The sequence below is a fragment of the Micromonospora sp. NPDC049301 genome, assembly GCF_040678715.1.
GTDB lineage: Bacteria > Actinomycetota > Actinomycetes > Mycobacteriales > Micromonosporaceae > Micromonospora.
Genome location: NZ_JBFAQO010000001.1, coordinates 670074 through 684680, shown reverse-complemented (window position 1 = coordinate 684680; position 14607 = coordinate 670074). Strand labels below are relative to the sequence as shown.

The 14607-nt window shown below is 73.1% G+C and carries 15 protein-coding genes; 7 read left to right on the top strand and 8 right to left on the bottom strand.

The window, feature by feature from the left end; genetic code table 11:
- The first annotated feature begins 40 nt into the window (after nt 1-40).
- From AB0K07_RS03255 to AB0K07_RS03245, 3 genes are all read left to right on the top strand, one after another.
- Nucleotides 41-865: a hypothetical protein gene (locus AB0K07_RS03255; protein ID WP_363751408.1), complete on the top strand. Its 825-nt coding sequence runs from the start codon at nt 41-43 to the stop codon at nt 863-865.
- Between the two features lie 32 nt (nt 866-897).
- A complete protein-coding gene (locus tag AB0K07_RS03250; protein ID WP_363750576.1) occupies nt 898-1554 on the top strand; it encodes an HAD family phosphatase in 657 nt (218 codons plus the stop codon).
- 165 nt (nt 1555-1719) lie between these two features.
- Nucleotides 1720-2733 (top strand): NADPH:quinone reductase, encoded by a 1014-nt coding sequence (locus AB0K07_RS03245; protein ID WP_363750574.1) that lies wholly within the window; start codon nt 1720-1722, stop codon nt 2731-2733.
- 186 nt (nt 2734-2919) lie between these two features.
- Here AB0K07_RS03245 and AB0K07_RS03240 read toward each other — a convergent pair whose 3' ends face one another.
- Complete coding sequence (locus tag AB0K07_RS03240; RefSeq protein ID WP_363750572.1) at nt 2920-4569, bottom strand: fatty acid--CoA ligase; 1650 nt, start codon at nt 4567-4569, stop codon at nt 2920-2922.
- A 56-nt stretch (nt 4570-4625) separates the two neighbouring features.
- Here AB0K07_RS03240 and AB0K07_RS03235 point away from each other — a divergent pair, with 56 nt between their 5' ends.
- The gene (locus AB0K07_RS03235; protein ID WP_363750570.1) at nt 4626-5117 is read left to right on the top strand and encodes an NUDIX domain-containing protein; all 492 of its coding nucleotides are present in this window, start codon (nt 4626-4628) and stop codon (nt 5115-5117) included.
- 115 nt (nt 5118-5232) lie between these two features.
- Here the strand turns inward: AB0K07_RS03235 and AB0K07_RS03230 are convergent, their stop codons facing one another.
- Nucleotides 5233-6909, bottom strand: a complete 1677-nt coding sequence (locus tag AB0K07_RS03230; protein ID WP_363750568.1) for an MDR family MFS transporter — start codon at nt 6907-6909, stop codon at nt 5233-5235.
- A 125-nt stretch (nt 6910-7034) separates the two neighbouring features.
- On the bottom strand, nt 7035-7577 hold the full coding sequence (locus AB0K07_RS03225; RefSeq protein WP_363750566.1) for a type 1 glutamine amidotransferase domain-containing protein: 543 nt from the start codon (nt 7575-7577) through the stop codon (nt 7035-7037).
- 181 nt (nt 7578-7758) lie between these two features.
- Between AB0K07_RS03225 and rfaE2 the strand changes: the two genes are divergently transcribed.
- Complete coding sequence (gene rfaE2, locus AB0K07_RS03220) at nt 7759-9606, top strand: D-glycero-beta-D-manno-heptose 1-phosphate adenylyltransferase (protein WP_363750565.1); 1848 nt, start codon at nt 7759-7761, stop codon at nt 9604-9606.
- A complete protein-coding gene (locus AB0K07_RS03215) occupies nt 9603-10481 on the top strand; it encodes a glycosyltransferase (protein ID WP_363750563.1) in 879 nt (292 codons plus the stop codon). Before rfaE2 ends, AB0K07_RS03215 begins: the two co-directional genes overlap by 4 nt.
- Nucleotides 10482-10497: 16 nt before the next feature.
- Here the strand turns inward: AB0K07_RS03215 and AB0K07_RS03210 are convergent, their stop codons facing one another.
- From AB0K07_RS03210 to AB0K07_RS03200, 3 genes are read right to left on the bottom strand one after another with little or no spacing between them, the layout of a single operon-like run.
- Complete coding sequence (locus tag AB0K07_RS03210) at nt 10498-11604, bottom strand: glycosyltransferase family 9 protein (RefSeq protein ID WP_363750562.1); 1107 nt, start codon at nt 11602-11604, stop codon at nt 10498-10500.
- 9 nt (nt 11605-11613) lie between these two features.
- The gene (locus tag AB0K07_RS03205) at nt 11614-12162 is read right to left on the bottom strand and encodes an Hsp20/alpha crystallin family protein (RefSeq protein ID WP_363750560.1); all 549 of its coding nucleotides are present in this window, start codon (nt 12160-12162) and stop codon (nt 11614-11616) included.
- Nucleotides 12159-12665, bottom strand: coding sequence for a DUF2231 domain-containing protein (locus AB0K07_RS03200; protein WP_363750558.1), 507 nt, complete (start codon nt 12663-12665; stop codon nt 12159-12161). Before AB0K07_RS03200 ends, AB0K07_RS03205 begins: the two co-directional genes overlap by 4 nt.
- Before the next feature lie 174 nt (nt 12666-12839).
- On the opposite strand from AB0K07_RS03200, the gene AB0K07_RS03195 reads away from it, so the two are divergent.
- Nucleotides 12840-13457: a pyridoxamine 5'-phosphate oxidase family protein gene (locus tag AB0K07_RS03195; protein WP_363750556.1), complete on the top strand. Its 618-nt coding sequence runs from the start codon at nt 12840-12842 to the stop codon at nt 13455-13457.
- On the opposite strand, the gene AB0K07_RS03190 is transcribed toward AB0K07_RS03195, so the two are convergent.
- Nucleotides 13448-14011 (bottom strand): DUF4240 domain-containing protein, encoded by a 564-nt coding sequence (locus tag AB0K07_RS03190; protein ID WP_363750554.1) that lies wholly within the window; start codon nt 14009-14011, stop codon nt 13448-13450. The genes AB0K07_RS03195 and AB0K07_RS03190 overlap by 10 nt on opposite strands.
- A 31-nt stretch (nt 14012-14042) precedes the next feature.
- Complete coding sequence (locus AB0K07_RS03185; protein ID WP_363750552.1) at nt 14043-14450, bottom strand: VOC family protein; 408 nt, start codon at nt 14448-14450, stop codon at nt 14043-14045.
- Between the last annotated feature and the right edge of the window lie 157 nt (nt 14451-14607).

Genomic DNA, 14607 nt, shown 5'->3' with positions numbered 1-14607 from the left:
CGTGACGGCGCTGGACGAGCCCGGGCGGACGGCCCGGTTGATGTGGACGCACTTCGAGCCGGTGCACGCCGTCACCTACTTCCACCCCCGGGCCCGGGCGGCGTACGAGGCGGTCGGGCTGCGCGGCTACTGGCGGGGTTACTTCGCCGGCCGGGCGGCACCGCTGGGCGCCACCGAGGCGGCCCCGGTGATCGCGGCCTTCTTCAACTTCGCCCCACCGATGGTGAGCCGGGCGCTGCCGGCGGTCTGGCGGTTGGCCACCCCGCAGGAGGCGTTGCGCGCCCGGCTGACCGGCGCCGTGCAGGCTCTCGCGGAGCTGACCTACGAGCTGCCGGAGACCCACCTGGCGGAGGCCGCCGACCTGCTGGAGCGGGCCGCGTCGGCGACGCAGACCGCCGGCCGGGTGCTCGGCGCGGTCAACGCCGCGCTGCCGCTCGGGGAGTACCCGCTTGCCCGGCTCTGGCAGGCCGCCACGACGCTGCGCGAGCACCGGGGCGACGGGCACGTGGCGGCGCTGGTGGCCGCCGGCCTGGACCCGGTGGAGACGCTGGCCTGGCGGGTGGCGGTGGACATGTCGCCGCAGAACCTGCTCGGCCGGGGCTGGTCCGAGGAGCAGTGGCGGGCCGCCCGTGAGCGGCTGGCGCAGCGGGGCTGGTTGACGCCGGACGGCGCGGCCACCGAGCACGGGCGGGCCGCTTTCCAGGCGGTCGAGGATGCCACCGACCGGGCCGCCGAGCACCCGTGGCGGGCGCTCGGCCCGGACGGCACGGACCGGCTGCGCGAGCTGCTGGAGCCGATGGCCCGGTCCTGCCACACGGTGATCCCGGAGGGCAGCCCCATCGGGTTGCCCGCGCTGCCCGGCTGACCGGGCCCCCACCGGTCGGGCAGGATGGGCCCGTGGTGGATGCGGTGGTCTTCGACCTGGACGGCGTGATCGTGGATTCCGAGCCGGTGTGGGAGGAGGTCCGGCGGGCGTACGTGGCGACGCACGGCGGGACCTGGCAACCGGACACCCAGCGCCGGCTGATGGGCATGAGCACCGGCGAGTGGGCCCACTATCTCAGCGGTGAGCTGGGCGTGGAGCGCACGGCCGAGCAGGTCGCCGACGAGGTGGTCGAGGAGATGACCCGGCGCTACCGGGAGCACGTACCGCTGATCGACAGCGCCGACCAGGTGGTGCGCCGGCTGGCCGCGCGGTGGCCGCTGGGGTTGGCAAGTTCGTCGCCGACCCGGCTGATCGCGGCGGCGCTGGCTGCCACCGGCCTGACGGACGCCTTTGTCACGACGCTGTCCACCGAGGAGACCGAGCGGGGAAAACCGGCGCCGGACGTGTACCTGAGCGTCGCGGGGCGGCTGGGCGTCGATCCGGGGCGGTGCGTGGCGGTGGAGGACTCGTCCAACGGGGTGCGGTCGGCCGCGGCGGCGGGGATGCGGGTGGTGGCGGTGCCGCATGGTTCGTACCCGCTGGATCCGGACGCCGCGCGGCTGGCCACGGTGACACTGGGCGCGATCGGTGAGCTGACCCCGGAGACGGTCGACGCGCTGCCCGGCTGACCGGGGGTGCGGGCCGTCACAGCCGTCCGGTCCCTGCCGAGCCGTGCCCGGTTGTACGGTTTTTTGCGGGCCCGGCGACTTCGGCATGACGGGGACTGAGCGGGGTACCGCAGCCGGCGGTGCCCGACCCGGGTGCCGCACGCCGGACGGGTGAGGAGACGGCGGATGAAGGCCATCGTGTACGAGCAGACCGGCGACCCTTCGGTGCTCCAGCTGGTCGACCGGCCGGTGCCGGAGCCGGGAGCGGGCGAGGTGCTGGTCCGGATGGCGGTCTCCGGGGTGAACCCGACGGACTGGAAGGCCCGCCGGTCGTCCGCGCCGGCCGCCGGCTGGCAGATCCCCGGGCAGGACGGGGCGGGCGTGGTGGAGGCGGTCGGCCCCGGGGTGGACCCGGATCTGATCGGCGAGCGGGTCTGGATCTGGGAGGCGGCCTGGCAGCGGCCGTGGGGCACCGCCGCGGAGTACACGCTGGTGCCGGTGCGGCAGGCGGTCCGCCTCGGCGACGCCTCGTTCGATCTGGGCGCCAGCCTGGGCATCCCGTTCCTCACCGCGCACCGCTGCCTGACCGCCGGCGAGTTCATGCCGGACACGTTGCGCGCCGGCGCGCTGGCCGACCACACCGTGCTGGTGCAGGGCGGGGCGGGAGCGGTCGGCAACGCGGCGATCCAGCTCGCGCGCTGGGCCGACGCCACGGTGATCACCACGGTGAGCAGCGCGGAGAAGGCCCAGCTCGCCGCGTCGGCCGGCGCCTCTTTCGTGATCAACTACCGTGAGCAGGACGTGGTCGAGGAGGTCCGCAAGATCGCTCCCGACGGGGTCCACACGATCGTCGAGGTCTCTCCGGCCCGCAACGCGCAGACGGACGTGCAGGTGCTCCGGAGCGGCGGGGCGGTCTGCGCGTACGCCGACGACGGCTCGCCCGAGCTGACCATCCCGATCCGGCCGCTGATGGTGTCGAACGCCCGGTGGCAGTTCGTGCTGGTCTACACGGAGCCGAAGGCGGCCAAGGCGCAGGGGGTCGCGGACGTGGCCGCGGCGGCCGCCCAGGGCGGCATCCGGGTCGGCGCGGACGCCGGCCTGCCGCTGCACCACCACCCGCTGGCGGAGACGGCCGCGGCGCACCAGGCGGTGGAAGACTCGGCGGTGGGCAAGGTGCTGGTCAACACGAGTGACGCCTGATCGGGTCGCGGACCACCCGATTTCCCCGTCATCAGGACAGAGGCGAACAAGTTTCGCAACAATGACGGTGCGGGTCGCCCCGCGTGGAACGGGCGGCCCCGGCGCGGTGCGAACGCCGGGGCCGCCCCTGGGGAGGAATGCTCAGGAGTAGTCCTCCCTCAACAGGCGACGGCGCCCGGGAAAACGTTACGGGGCGCTCAGCTCCCGGACAGTCAGCTCGCCCCCGGCGTACCGCGAACGGACGACCTTCTTGTCGAACTTGCCGACGCTGGTCTTCGGCACCGTGTCGATGAACGCCCACCGCTCCGGCAGCTGCCAGCGGGCCACCGAGCCGGCCAGGAAGTCCCGCAGCTCCTCGGCGGTCACCGACGCGCCCTCCCGGACCACCACGGTGGCCAACGGCCGCTCGTCCCACCGCTCGTCCGGCACGCCCACCACGCACGCCTCCAGCACCGCCGGATGGGCCATCAACGCGTTCTCCAGCTCCACCGACGAGATCCACTCACCGCCGGACTTGATGACGTCCTTGGCGCGGTCGGTCAACGTGATGTAGCCGTCCGGCGAGAGGATGCCCACGTCCCCGGTACGCAGCCAGCCGTCACGGAACTTCTCCTCGTCCGGGGCGTCGTCGCCGACGTACCGGGCGGTCACCCACGGCCCGCGGACCTCCAGCTCGCCCACGGACCTGCCATCGGCGGGCAGCGGCTCGCCCAGCGGGCCGACGATCCGCGCCTGCACCCCGGCCGGCACCCGCCCCTGCGTGTAGCGGTAGCGCCAGGCCTGCTCACCGGTCGCACCGGCGGGCGGACGGGAGACCGAACCCAGCGGGGACATCTCGGTCATGCCCCAGGCGTGGATGACGTCGATGCCGTGCCGCTCGTCGAACGCGTGCATCAGCGCCGGCGGGCAGGCCGAGCCCCCGACGATCACCTCCTTGAGCGAGGAGGTGTCCACGTCGTGGCTGTCCAGGTACGTCAGCAGGTCGGTCCAGATGGTCGGCACCGCACCGGCCAGGGTGGGCCGCTCGGCGGCGATCATCTCGGCGATCGGCGCGGCCTGGAGGAACCGGTCCGGCATGATCAGCGACGCGCCGGAGAGGAACGCGGCGTACGGCAGACCCCACGACATGGCGTGGAACATCGGCACGATGGCCAGCTCCCGGTCGGTCGGCCCGAGGCCGAAGCCCTCCGGCATGCAGACCTGCAACGAGTGCAGGTAGATCGACCGGTGCGAGTAGGCCACGCCCTTCGGGTTGCCGGTGGTGCCGGAGGTGTAGCAGAGGGCGGCAGCGTCGCGCTCGTCCACCTCGGGCCAGTCGAACACCTCCGGCCGGTCGGCGAGCAGCGCGTCCCAGTGGTGCACGGTGATCCGGTCGCCGGCCGCCGCCACCAGCGGTGCCGGGTCGCCGCCGCCGACCACCACCACGTGCCGCACCGTGGTCAGCTCGCCGATCACCCGGGCCAGCAGCGGGATGAGCGTGGTGTCGACCAGCACCACCCGGTCCTCGGCGTGGTTGGCGATGTAGGCGACCTGGTCGGGAAAGAGCCGGAGGTTCAGGGTGTGCAGCACGGCACCCATGCTCGGCACCGCGAAGTAGGCCACCAGGTGCTCGTTGTTGTTCCACATGAAGGTGGCGACCCGCTCGTCGCCGGTCACCCCGCACTCGTCACGCAGCGCGTGTGCCAGCCGGGCGGCCACCCGGCCCACCTCGGCGTACGTCATCCGGCGCGGTTCGGCGCCGGTCCAGGTGACCACCTCGGCCGTGCCGTGCACGGTGGCGCCGTGGTCGAGGATCCGGGAGACCTGCAGAGGGGCGTCCATCATCGTGCTACGCATGGGTAACAAGCTAGTGTCGCCGGTCACAGCTTGGGAACCCCCGTAAATTGTCGCAGGTGAGCATCTCCTGGGCCGACTCATACGTAGGGCAGTTGCGCGCGCTGGCCGGGGACCGGACGCTGATGTTCGTCGGCGCCCGCGCCGTGGTCCGCGACAACGCCGGACGCGTCCTGCTGATCCAGCGCTCGGACAACGGCCAGTGGGCCATGCCGGCCGGGGCCATGGAGCTGGGCGAGTCGATCGCGGACTGCGCGGTGCGGGAGGTCCGGGAGGAGACCGGTCTGCGGGCGTTGCGGGTCTGCGCGTTCGCCCTCTACACCGGCCCGGACCGGACCAGCACCAACATGTACGGGCACACCTACCAGATCTTCACCACGGCGTTCCGGGTGGAGGAGTGGGACGGGCAACTGGCCCGGGTCACCGACGAGACCACCGACGCCGGCTTCTTCCCCCGGGACCGGTTCCCCGCCCCGCTCTCCGCCTCGGTCACCGAGACCCTGGCCGACCTCGACGTCTTCGAGCAGACCAACCGGCTGATCCTCAAGTAGGTCAGGCCCCGGAGCCCTGCCTGCTCCTGATCGCACCCGGTGGTACGGCGCCTACCGCCGCCCCATCTGACCACCGACCGCCCCGAGCGGTCCGGGGCGGTCGAGGTGGACGCGATCAGATCATCGTCTGGGACTTGGCCTCCATGTCGGCCGCCGCCTCCGCCTTGGACTCGCGGGTCAGCGGCTTGCCGCCCGGTGCCGGGGCCTCACCGCCGAGCGGGTCGGCGCCGCCCTTGGCGCCCTGCGGACCGGTGCCCCGCAGCTCGTGGTTCGGCAGCGCCACGGTCACCAGCACCGCCACGATCGCGATCAGGCCGGCGGTCAGGAAGACCATGTCCAGCGCGTCGACGAACGCGTTCTGGATCGCCGCCCGCACCGGCCCGGGCAGGGCCATGATGGTTGCCGGGTCGTTGATCGAGATGTTCGCGCCGCCCCTCGCCGCCACCTCGGCCTGCTGCTGCGGCGGGAGCTGGGCGATCGCGCCGGGCAGCCGGTCGGCCAGCCCTCCGGTGAGCCGGGAGGAGAGCACCGCGCCGAGGATCGCCACGCCGAACGAACCGCCGAGCGACCGGAAGAAGGTCGCCGAGGAGGTGCCGGCGCCCAGGTCGCGTACGGAGACCGCGTTCTGCACCGCGAGGACCAGCGACTGCATGCACAGGCCCAGGCCGACGCCGATCACCACCATGAAACCGAAGGCGATCCAGAGCGAGGTGCCCACCTCCAGTTGGGTGAACAGCAGCATGCCGACCAGCAGGATCGCCGAGCCGGCGACCGGGAACCACTTGTACCGGCCGATCCGGCTCATCGCCCGGCCGGTGAGGATCGAGGTGACGATGATGCCGGCCATCATCGGCAGCATCAGCAGACCGCTGCGGGTCGGCGAGGCGCCCTTGACGATCTGCAGGTACAGCGGGATGAAGATGATCGACCCGAACATGACCAGGCCGAGCACGAAGCCGCCCGCGTTCGCCAGCGCGAAGGTGGCGCTGCGGAACAGCCGCAGCGGCAGGATGGGCTCGGCGACCCGGGCCTCCTGGAGCACGAAGAGCACGGCGAGCACCGCGCCGGCGACGAAGAGGCCGATGATCAGGCCGGAGCCCCAGCGGTACTCGTTGCCGCCCCAGCTCAACGCGAGCAGCAGGCAGCTCACCCCGGCGACCAGCAGACCGGCGCCGAGCCAGTCGATCGCGTGATCCCGGCGCTCGAACGGGATCAGCCGCATCACGTGGTAGCAGACGATGATGGCCAGGATCGCCAGCGGCACGTTGATGTAGAAGATCCACCGCCAGTCGGTCTCCGCGAAATAACCACCGACCAGCGGGCCGGCCACCGACGAGATCCCGAAGACGGCGCCGAACAGCCCCTGGTAGCGACCGCGCTCCCGAGGTGAGACGACGTCCGAGATGATGGTGAACGCCAACGTCAACAGGCCACCCGCGCCGAGGCCCTGGATGCCCCGGGTGATGATCAACTGGGTCATGTTCTGCGACAGACCAGCCAGCAACGACCCGACCAGGAACGTGCCGATCGAGAAGAGGAAGACCGGGCGGCGCCCGTACAGGTCGGCCATCTTGCCGTACAGGGGCGTCGACGCGGTCGAGGCGAGCAGGTACGCGGTGACCACCCACGAGTAGTGGTTGATCCCGCCCAGCTCCCCGACGATCGTCGGCAGGGCCGTGCCGACGATCGTCTGGTCGAGGGCTGCCAGCAGCATGCCGGTCATCAGGCCGAACATGAGCAGCCGGATCTGTTGGCGATTCAGCACCGGGGCGGCGGAGGCTTCGGTGGTCATGGGGCCTTCTTTCCCGACCGACGCGGAACATGCGCCGAACCGGGAAAAACCGTCCCAGCCCTCCCGGCTTGATCACGGCGGCGCGGGCGCGCGTCACGCTGATCAAGCCGGGAGGGTCCGCGGGGTCAGGCGGCGAAGGTCTGGGTGATTCTCTGGCAAAAGGCGGGAAGGTCGTCGGGTTTGCGGCTGCTGGTCAGGTTGCCGTCGGTCACACACTCCTCGTCCACCCAGGTGGCGCCGGCGTTGGTCAGGTCGGTGCGCAGGCTGGGCCAGGAGGTGATCCGCCGGCCGCGCACCACGTCCGCCTCGATCAGCGTCCACGGGCCGTGACAGATCACGCCGACCGGCTTGCCCGCGTCGAAGAACGCCCGCACGAACCGCACCGCATCCGGGTCGGTACGCAGGAAGTCCGGGTTCGCCACCCCGCCGGGCAGCACCAGCGCGTCGTAGCCGTCGGCGTCCGCCTTGTCCGCGGTGACATCCACGTCGTACGTCCTGCTCTGGTCCAGGTGGTTGAAGGACTGGATGGAGCCGGGCTTGAGGGAGACCAGTTCGACCGTCGCGCCGGCGCTCTCCACCGCCTCGCGCGGCTGGACGTACTCGACCTCCTCGACGCCGTCGGCAGCCAGGAAGGCGATCCGCCTGCCCTGAAGTGTCGTCGCTGTCATCTCGATGCATCTCCTCTCCGAGGGGTACCTCAACTCCCTTCCCGGACGCCGACCCCCAAAACGCCCACCCTCGGCAGGAAGGTCGCCTTCTCCGCGGGGAGCCGCACGACCGCGTCTCTCCGCCACTGCCGTGGATCACCACGGAGGTTTGACCCCGGGGCCGCTGGGGACCCGGGGAGGCATGGCAGGAGCAGCAGCGGAACACCGCAGGCTCGCCACCGTCGTGGAGAGCTGGCTGGGACGCCCCGTCCTGATCATCGGCGACGCCATGTTGGACGAATGGCGGTTCGCCGACTCCGACCGGCTCTGCCGGGAGGCGCCCGCCCCGGTCCTCACCCTGCGACGGCGGATCTCCGCCGCCGGCGGGGCTGCCAACACCGCCGTCAACGTCGCCGCCCTCGGTGGACGGGCGGTGCTGGTGGCACCGGTCGGCGCCGACGTCGCCGGCGACGAACTGCACGACTGTCTGGACCGCGCCGGCGTCTGGGACCGTACGGTCAACCAGCCCGGGCGGCCCACCCCGGTGAAGCGGCGGATGCTGGCCGGAAACCAGATCCTGCTCCGGGAGGACTCCGGCGACCCGGACGACACGCTCGCCCCCGACGGGGTGACCCGGCTGCTCACCGCGCTGGACTGTGCCACCGAGGAGCTGCGCGCCGCCGCCGGCGGGGAGGCGCCGACCCTGGTGGTCTGCGACTACGGGCTGGGCGCCCTGCCCGCGCCGGTGCGCGCCTGGCTCGTCGAGCAGCGGGAGCGCTACGCCACGGTGGCGCTGGACGCCCATGACCTGGCCGACTGGCGGGGGCTCGCGCCGACCGTGGTCACGCCCAGCTTCGCCGAGGCGACCCGGTTGCTGGCGCGGGCCGGCGGCGCGACCCGCCCGGCGGCCGGCACCGAACTGCACCTGGAACACCCCGACAGCGACCCGGCCGACGGGCCGTCCGAGCTGACCGTGGGCGCCGCCCCTGGTGGGGCCCGGGCCGACGCCGTCGACACCGAGACCATCCCGGACCCGACGCCGCCCGGCCGCCCGGGGCCGGTGGGCGAGCCGACGCTGAGCGAGGGCCAGGTGGCCCTGACCGGCGACGGGCTCAGCGTCACCGGCACCGGCGTGACCGTGAACACCGAGGCCGGCCAGGGCGCCGACCGCGCCGTCCTGGCCGAGGCGCGTCTTGCCGAGCTACGCGCGCACACCGGGGCCGACGTGGTCGCGGTGACCCTGGACACCGACGGCGCGGTGGTCGGCGGCGCCGACGGGGAGCGACGGCGCAGCCACAGCACCCCCGTCCCGGCGAGCCACGCCGTGGGCGCCGGTGACGCGTACCTCGCGGCGATGACGCTGGCCCTGGCCGCCGACGCGCCGCTGCCCACCGCCGCCCAGCTCGCCCAACTGGCGGCCACCATCACCGTCTCGGACACCGGCACCTGCGTGTGTCGGCGGGAGGACCTGCTCACCGCCCTCGGCCTGGCGCCGGAGGCCGCCGGGCACCCGGTGCTGGTCGGCACCGACGAGCTGGACGCGATCGTCGCCGAGTATCGCGACGCCGGACGGTCCGTGGTGTTCACCAACGGCTGCTTCGACGTGCTGCACCGCGGGCACGTGCGCTACCTGGAGCAGGCCCGCGCCCTCGGCGACCTGCTCATCGTGGCGGTCAACTCGGACGGCAGCGTACGCCGGCTGAAGGGCCCGGACCGGCCGGTCAACCCGGTCGAGGACCGGGGCGCCCTGCTCGCCGCGCTGTCCTGCGTGGACCACGTCGTGATCTTCGAGGAGGACTCCCCCGCCGCGCTCATCGAGGCGGTCCGGCCGGACATCTACGTCAAGGGCGGCGACTACCCGCCGGAGCTGGTGCCCGAGGCGCCGCTGGTGCGCCGGCTGGGCGGCCAGGTGCGCACCCTGGGGTACGTGCCGGACCGGTCCACCTCCGCGATCATCGAACGGATCCGGTCCCACGGTCAGGACCGGGAGCCCGACCCGTCGTCGCACGGGCATGACCCGTCACTCAGCACCCCTACCCGGGCGTCGTGAACCGTCCACTCGACCTCGACACGCCGGAGGCGTTCCGTACCGAGCGGCTGGTCGACGTGCTGATCCCGACCCGCAACCGGCCCGCCGAGCTGGCGGTCACGCTGGCCGGGCTCGCCGCTCAGGACGGGGTGCCCGGCTTCGGGGTGGTGGTCAGCGACCAGTCCGACGGGGAGCCCGCGTACGCCCACCCCGCCGCGGCCACCATGGTCCGGGCGCTGCGCCACCGGGGCCACCCGGTGCTGCTGACCCGCCGGCTGCCCCGGCGCGGGCTGGCCGAGCACCGGGCGTACCTGCTGGCCGCCTCGGCCGCCCGGTACGTGCTCACCCTCGACGACGACGTCTGGCTGGAGCCGGGGGCGCTGCATCGACTGGTCACCGCGCTCGGGGAGCTGGGCTGCGGGTTCGTCGGCAACGGCGTGCACGGGCTCTCGTACACCGACGACGTGCGACCGGAGACGCACGGGCACTACGAGGAATGGATCGGCCGGCCCACACCGGAGCGGATCCGGCCGGGCACCCCGGAGTGGAACCGGGCCCGGATCCACTCGGCGGCCAACCTGCTGCACGTCACCGGAGAGCTGGCGCTGCCGCCGGGCGCGTGGCGCGCGTACAAGGTGTCATGGATCGGTGGGTGCGTGCTCTACGACCGGGCCAAGCTCGTCGACTCCGGCGGCTTCGACTTCTGGCGGCGGGTGCAGGAGAACCACCAGGGCGAGGACGTGGCCGCCCAGCTCTCGGTGCTGGCCCGGTACGGCGGGGCCGGCATCCTGCCCAGCGGCGCCTACCACCTGGAGTCCCCCACCACGGTCACCGACCGGGACGTCGAGGCGTGGGAGGTCGTACTCGCCGACGAGGACACCCCTCAGCCGGCGTGAGGTCCGACGACTGCCCTCACGTCCGGAGCAGCTCCCGGGCGGCCTCCAGCACCTCGATCGTCGGCACGTCGCTGACGAAGGAATCCCGGTGCGGGCACTCGCCGTCCCCGGGTCGGTGCGGGTAGATGCCGGGTGTGCAGTCCACCCCGCAGACCGGGCAGTGCACAATCCAGGAGCAGATCGGCCGGTGCCGGCCGCGCAGTTGGTTGGCCGTGTTGATCAGGTTGCCGACCCAGTAGATGCCGACCGTCGGCGTGCCCACCGCGGCGGCCAGGTGCAGCGGGCCGGTGTCGTTGGAGACGACCAGGGCGCAGTCGGCGTAGCAACCGGCCAACCCGCCCAGGCTGAGCGTGCCCACCTGCGGCCGGACCGGCACCCCCGCCGCCGCGACCACCCGGTCCACCACCTCCCGCTCGGTGGGCGTACCGGTGACCAGCACCTCGTACCCGTCGCCGTGCAGCTCGCGGGCCACCTCGGCGAACCGCTCCGCCGGCCAGCGGCGACGGGTGTCGGTCGCGCCCGGATGCAGCGCCACCCGGGGTCTGCCCACCGGGCCGAGCACCTGGGCTGCCTCGGCCCGGTCGGCGTCGGTCACCGCCAGCGCCGGCACGATGGTGGTTGCCGGTGCGCCCACCAGGGCCACCGCCTCCAGGTAGCGGATCACCTCGTGCTGGTAGTAGACGTAGCGGATCCACCGGTCGAGCGGCGGCGCGTCCTCGGCGCGCAGCCCGACGGTGACCCGGGCGCCGAGGCGGCTGACCAGCGGGTTGGAGTTGGCGCCCCCGCCGTGGATCTGCACCGCCAGGTCGAAACCCTCGCCGGTGGCCGCCGCCACGAAGTCGTCCATCGCCGACTCCGCCTCACCCGGGCCCGGGTCGCGGATGCCGGGCGCCGGCGGCACCACCAGCACCCGGTCCACCGGGCCGGGCCGGTCGCGCCAGAGCTTCGCGTGCCACGGCGCGCCGAGCAGCACGATCTCCGCCTCCGGGTACGCGGCACGCAGCGCGTCCAGCGCCGGAAGGGCGAAGATGAAGTCGCCGAGCGCGTTGGCACGCAGCACCGCGATCCGCCGCACGTCGGGGACGAACCCGGCCGTCGGGCCGAGCAGGGACGGGGTGACCACGCAGTCCCGCTACGGACGGTCGATCTCGCCGACGGTGTCCGGGCGGTGCAGCTCCCGGTCCGCGGCGGGATCGGCCGGCATCCGCGTACCACCTGCGACGTCGCCGGAGCGCGGCCCGGTGCGGCCGACGGTGATGGTGCGCGGCCTCGGTCGGGCCGCCCTGGGGAGCCGGACCCGGAGCAGGCCGTGGTCCATCACCGCGTCGATGCCCTCCGGGTCGACCCGGGACGGCAGGTCGATCCGGTACTCGAAGCCGCGGGTCTCGAAGCCACCGGGGATGCCCTGGTCGGCGTTGACCTCCGCCTCGGATCGGGCCCGTACGCACAGCTCCCGGTCGTCCAGCTCGACCGCCACCTCCTCCGGCGCCACCCCGGGCAGCCGGACGACGACCTCCCAGCCCTCCGCGGTCTCGGTCAGCTCGACGTCGGACGACCCGGCCCGGCCACCGACCAGCCGGCTCAGCTCGGCGCGCAGCGACTGGAGCTCACCCATCGGATCCCAGCCCTGCTGCCGTCCCCGCCACCCCCGGCCGAAGCCCCCGGTCTGCTGCTCGCTCATCGCACGTCTCCGATCCGCTTGGTGGCCGCGGGTGGCCGCAGGGAACTGGGCGCGTCCAGATTGGCTTCCCGGTCGACGCCCACGCCGAGCCGGTCGACCAGCTCCCCGCCGAGCCAGGCGCTGATGCCGAGGATGGCCACCGCCACCACCTCGATGGCGATCAGCGCGCCGCCGGCGGCGCGGGAGTCCGCGTTGAGCCGTACCGCCCAGACGGCGGCGAAGAGCAGGATCACCGCGACGTTGGCGCCCGCGTGCAGCAGGCCGACCCGCTTGGCGCGCGTGCCGGTCGGGATCGCCAGCAGGTCGAACGACCCGGCCGCCGCGGCGAGCAGGCCGCCGATCAGACCGACGGTGATGTTCCAGTACGCGACCTCACCGAGGAAGTCCGGACCCCCGACGGTGTCGATCACGTCGAACAGCACCGCGGTGACCAGCAACGCGACCGGGAACATGACCAGCATCGGATGCACTGGGTGACCCAGCACCTTGAGTCGGCTCTCCATCTCCCGGCCTCCACTGGTCGGCGCTGCGTGACGGTCGTGCTGCGGGCGCGTCGGGTGAGGCCGTACCCCCGGCCGCCGGGGGCAAACCTCACGCTGGCGCGCGGCCTAGGCTGGCGGGCGAGGCCGTCGGACGGTGGCGCCCGCCACCCGGGTCAACGGCCGGGGGAGGATGACGTGACGGTGGAGATCACCTCGCACGAGGAGCTGCGCGAGCTGCTCGGCGTGCCGAACGCGCGGGCCGCCAACAAGGAGCGCCCCCACCTGCACGAGCGGGACCGCCAGTGGCTGGGCGCCTCGCCGTTCTGCCTGGTGGCCACGGCCGGCGCGGACGGCACCTGCGACGTCTCGCCCAAGGGAGACCCGGCCGGGTTCGCCCTGGTGCTGGACGACACGACCATCGCACTGCCGGAGCGCCCGGGCAACAAGCGGGCGGACGGCTACCGCAACATCCTGGACAACCCGCACGTCGGGTTGCTCTTCATGATCCCCGGGCGGACCGACACGCTGCGGATCAACGGGCGGGCCCGGCTCGTGCGGGACGCGCCCTGGTTCGACGACATGGTGGTCAAGGGGCACCGGCCGGTGCTCGCCGTGGTGGTCGAGATCGAGCAGATCTTCTACCACTGCGCCAAGGCGTTCCTGCGGTCCGCACTGTGGCAGCCGGAGACCTGGCAGCCGGAGGCGCTGCCGTCCCGGGCTCGCCTCATCAAGGAGGTCGAGGCGCCGGTGGAGAGCCTGGAGGACCTGGAACGGCACTACGGCCCCGACTACGTCCGGACCATCTACGCCTGATCCTGGTCGGCCGACCAACCCGCCGGATTGCCGAACGACTCGCGGGAGATGCCGGAGCCGGTCTCCGGCCAGGCACCGAACCGGTCGTTGTGCAGGTGGGCGAAGAAGTAGCAGATGCTCTCGCACTCCGCGTCGGGCAGGGCGAGGGCGGGGTCGGCGCGGACCGCCTCGTAGTAGTCCCGGCCGAGGGCGACGATGAAACCCCGGCAGTAGAGGAAGCCGTCGTCCGAGCCGTCGGTGACCTCGTGGATGTCCTCCCGGTCGATGTCGTGCAGCTTGCGCTCCACCACCCGGTCGAGGTCGGTCAACTCCTGAGCGGACAGCTCGGCGGCGAGGCCACCCAGCCGGTCAAGGAAGGGGCCCAGCCAGGCGTCGATGGCGTACGACTCCGCGTCGTCGTCGCCCTCGCCGTCGGGACCGCGCTCGACGAGGGCCCGGCGCAGCGCCAGAGCCTCCGCGCCGAGCCCGGCCCACGCCGACTCGATCAGCGCCCAGAAGCGGGCCTCGTCGGCGGGGGTGGGCAACGTACCGGTGGCGTTGGTGGTCACGGTCACGACCGGACGGTATCCGCCCCCACCGACGGTTTCAGGACGTCGGCTCGGCGTGCACCATCCACAGGTGACCGTCCGGGTCGGCGAACGCGCCCACGTACCCCCAGGGTTGCGCGGCCGGCTCGGTGACCACGTCCGCGCCGGCGGCGCGCGCCCGGTCGACGATCGCGTCCGCGTCGCTGGGAGAGGCGACGCTGAGGCTGAGCACGCACTCGCTCTGCCCCCGCGCGGCGACCTCGTGCCCGCCGATCACCCACCCGAACCCGCCGGTCGGGATGAGCATCAGCCGCAGGCCGTCGTTGACGACGAACTGCAACGGCTCCGGGAGGCCGTCGTCGGCCAACTCTCCCACCGTCTCCAGGCCGAGGCCGTCCCGGTAGAAGCGGTGCGAGGTCGCGCGGTCGGCGATGGGCAGACTGACGATCACGGGGGCGAAGGTCATGGGTTCGGCTCCAAGGTGTCGGTCGAAGGCTTGTCCTCAGGATGGACGGGACGTGGCAGCGAAAGTCATCGGACCCGCGGTGCCGTCTCCTTCCGGCCCGGGCACGGGCGACCCCGGTAGCTCCCGCGACTTCTAACGGGCCCGCGGCCGGTGGCGC

Excerpts from the sequence above, each read along its gene's own strand:
- AB0K07_RS03200 (WP_363750558.1), bottom strand. The coding sequence starts at position 12,665 with ATGGAGAGCCGACTCAAGGTGCTGGGTCACCCAGTGCATCCGATGCTG.
- AB0K07_RS03245 (WP_363750574.1), top strand. The coding sequence starts at position 1,720 with ATGAAGGCCATCGTGTACGAGCAGACCGGCGACCCTTCGGTGCTCCAG.
- AB0K07_RS03240 (WP_363750572.1), bottom strand. The coding sequence starts at position 4,569 with ATGCGTAGCACGATGATGGACGCCCCTCTGCAGGTCTCCCGGATCCTC.
- AB0K07_RS03185 (WP_363750552.1), bottom strand. The coding sequence starts at position 14,450 with ATGACCTTCGCCCCCGTGATCGTCAGTCTGCCCATCGCCGACCGCGCG.
- AB0K07_RS03205 (WP_363750560.1), bottom strand. The coding sequence starts at position 12,162 with ATGAGCGAGCAGCAGACCGGGGGCTTCGGCCGGGGGTGGCGGGGACGG.
- AB0K07_RS03225 (WP_363750566.1), bottom strand. The coding sequence starts at position 7,577 with ATGACAGCGACGACACTTCAGGGCAGGCGGATCGCCTTCCTGGCTGCC.
- rfaE2 (WP_363750565.1), top strand. The coding sequence starts at position 7,759 with ATGGCAGGAGCAGCAGCGGAACACCGCAGGCTCGCCACCGTCGTGGAG.
- AB0K07_RS03255 (WP_363751408.1), top strand. The coding sequence starts at position 41 with ATGTGGACGCACTTCGAGCCGGTGCACGCCGTCACCTACTTCCACCCC.
- AB0K07_RS03230 (WP_363750568.1), bottom strand. The coding sequence starts at position 6,909 with ATGACCACCGAAGCCTCCGCCGCCCCGGTGCTGAATCGCCAACAGATC.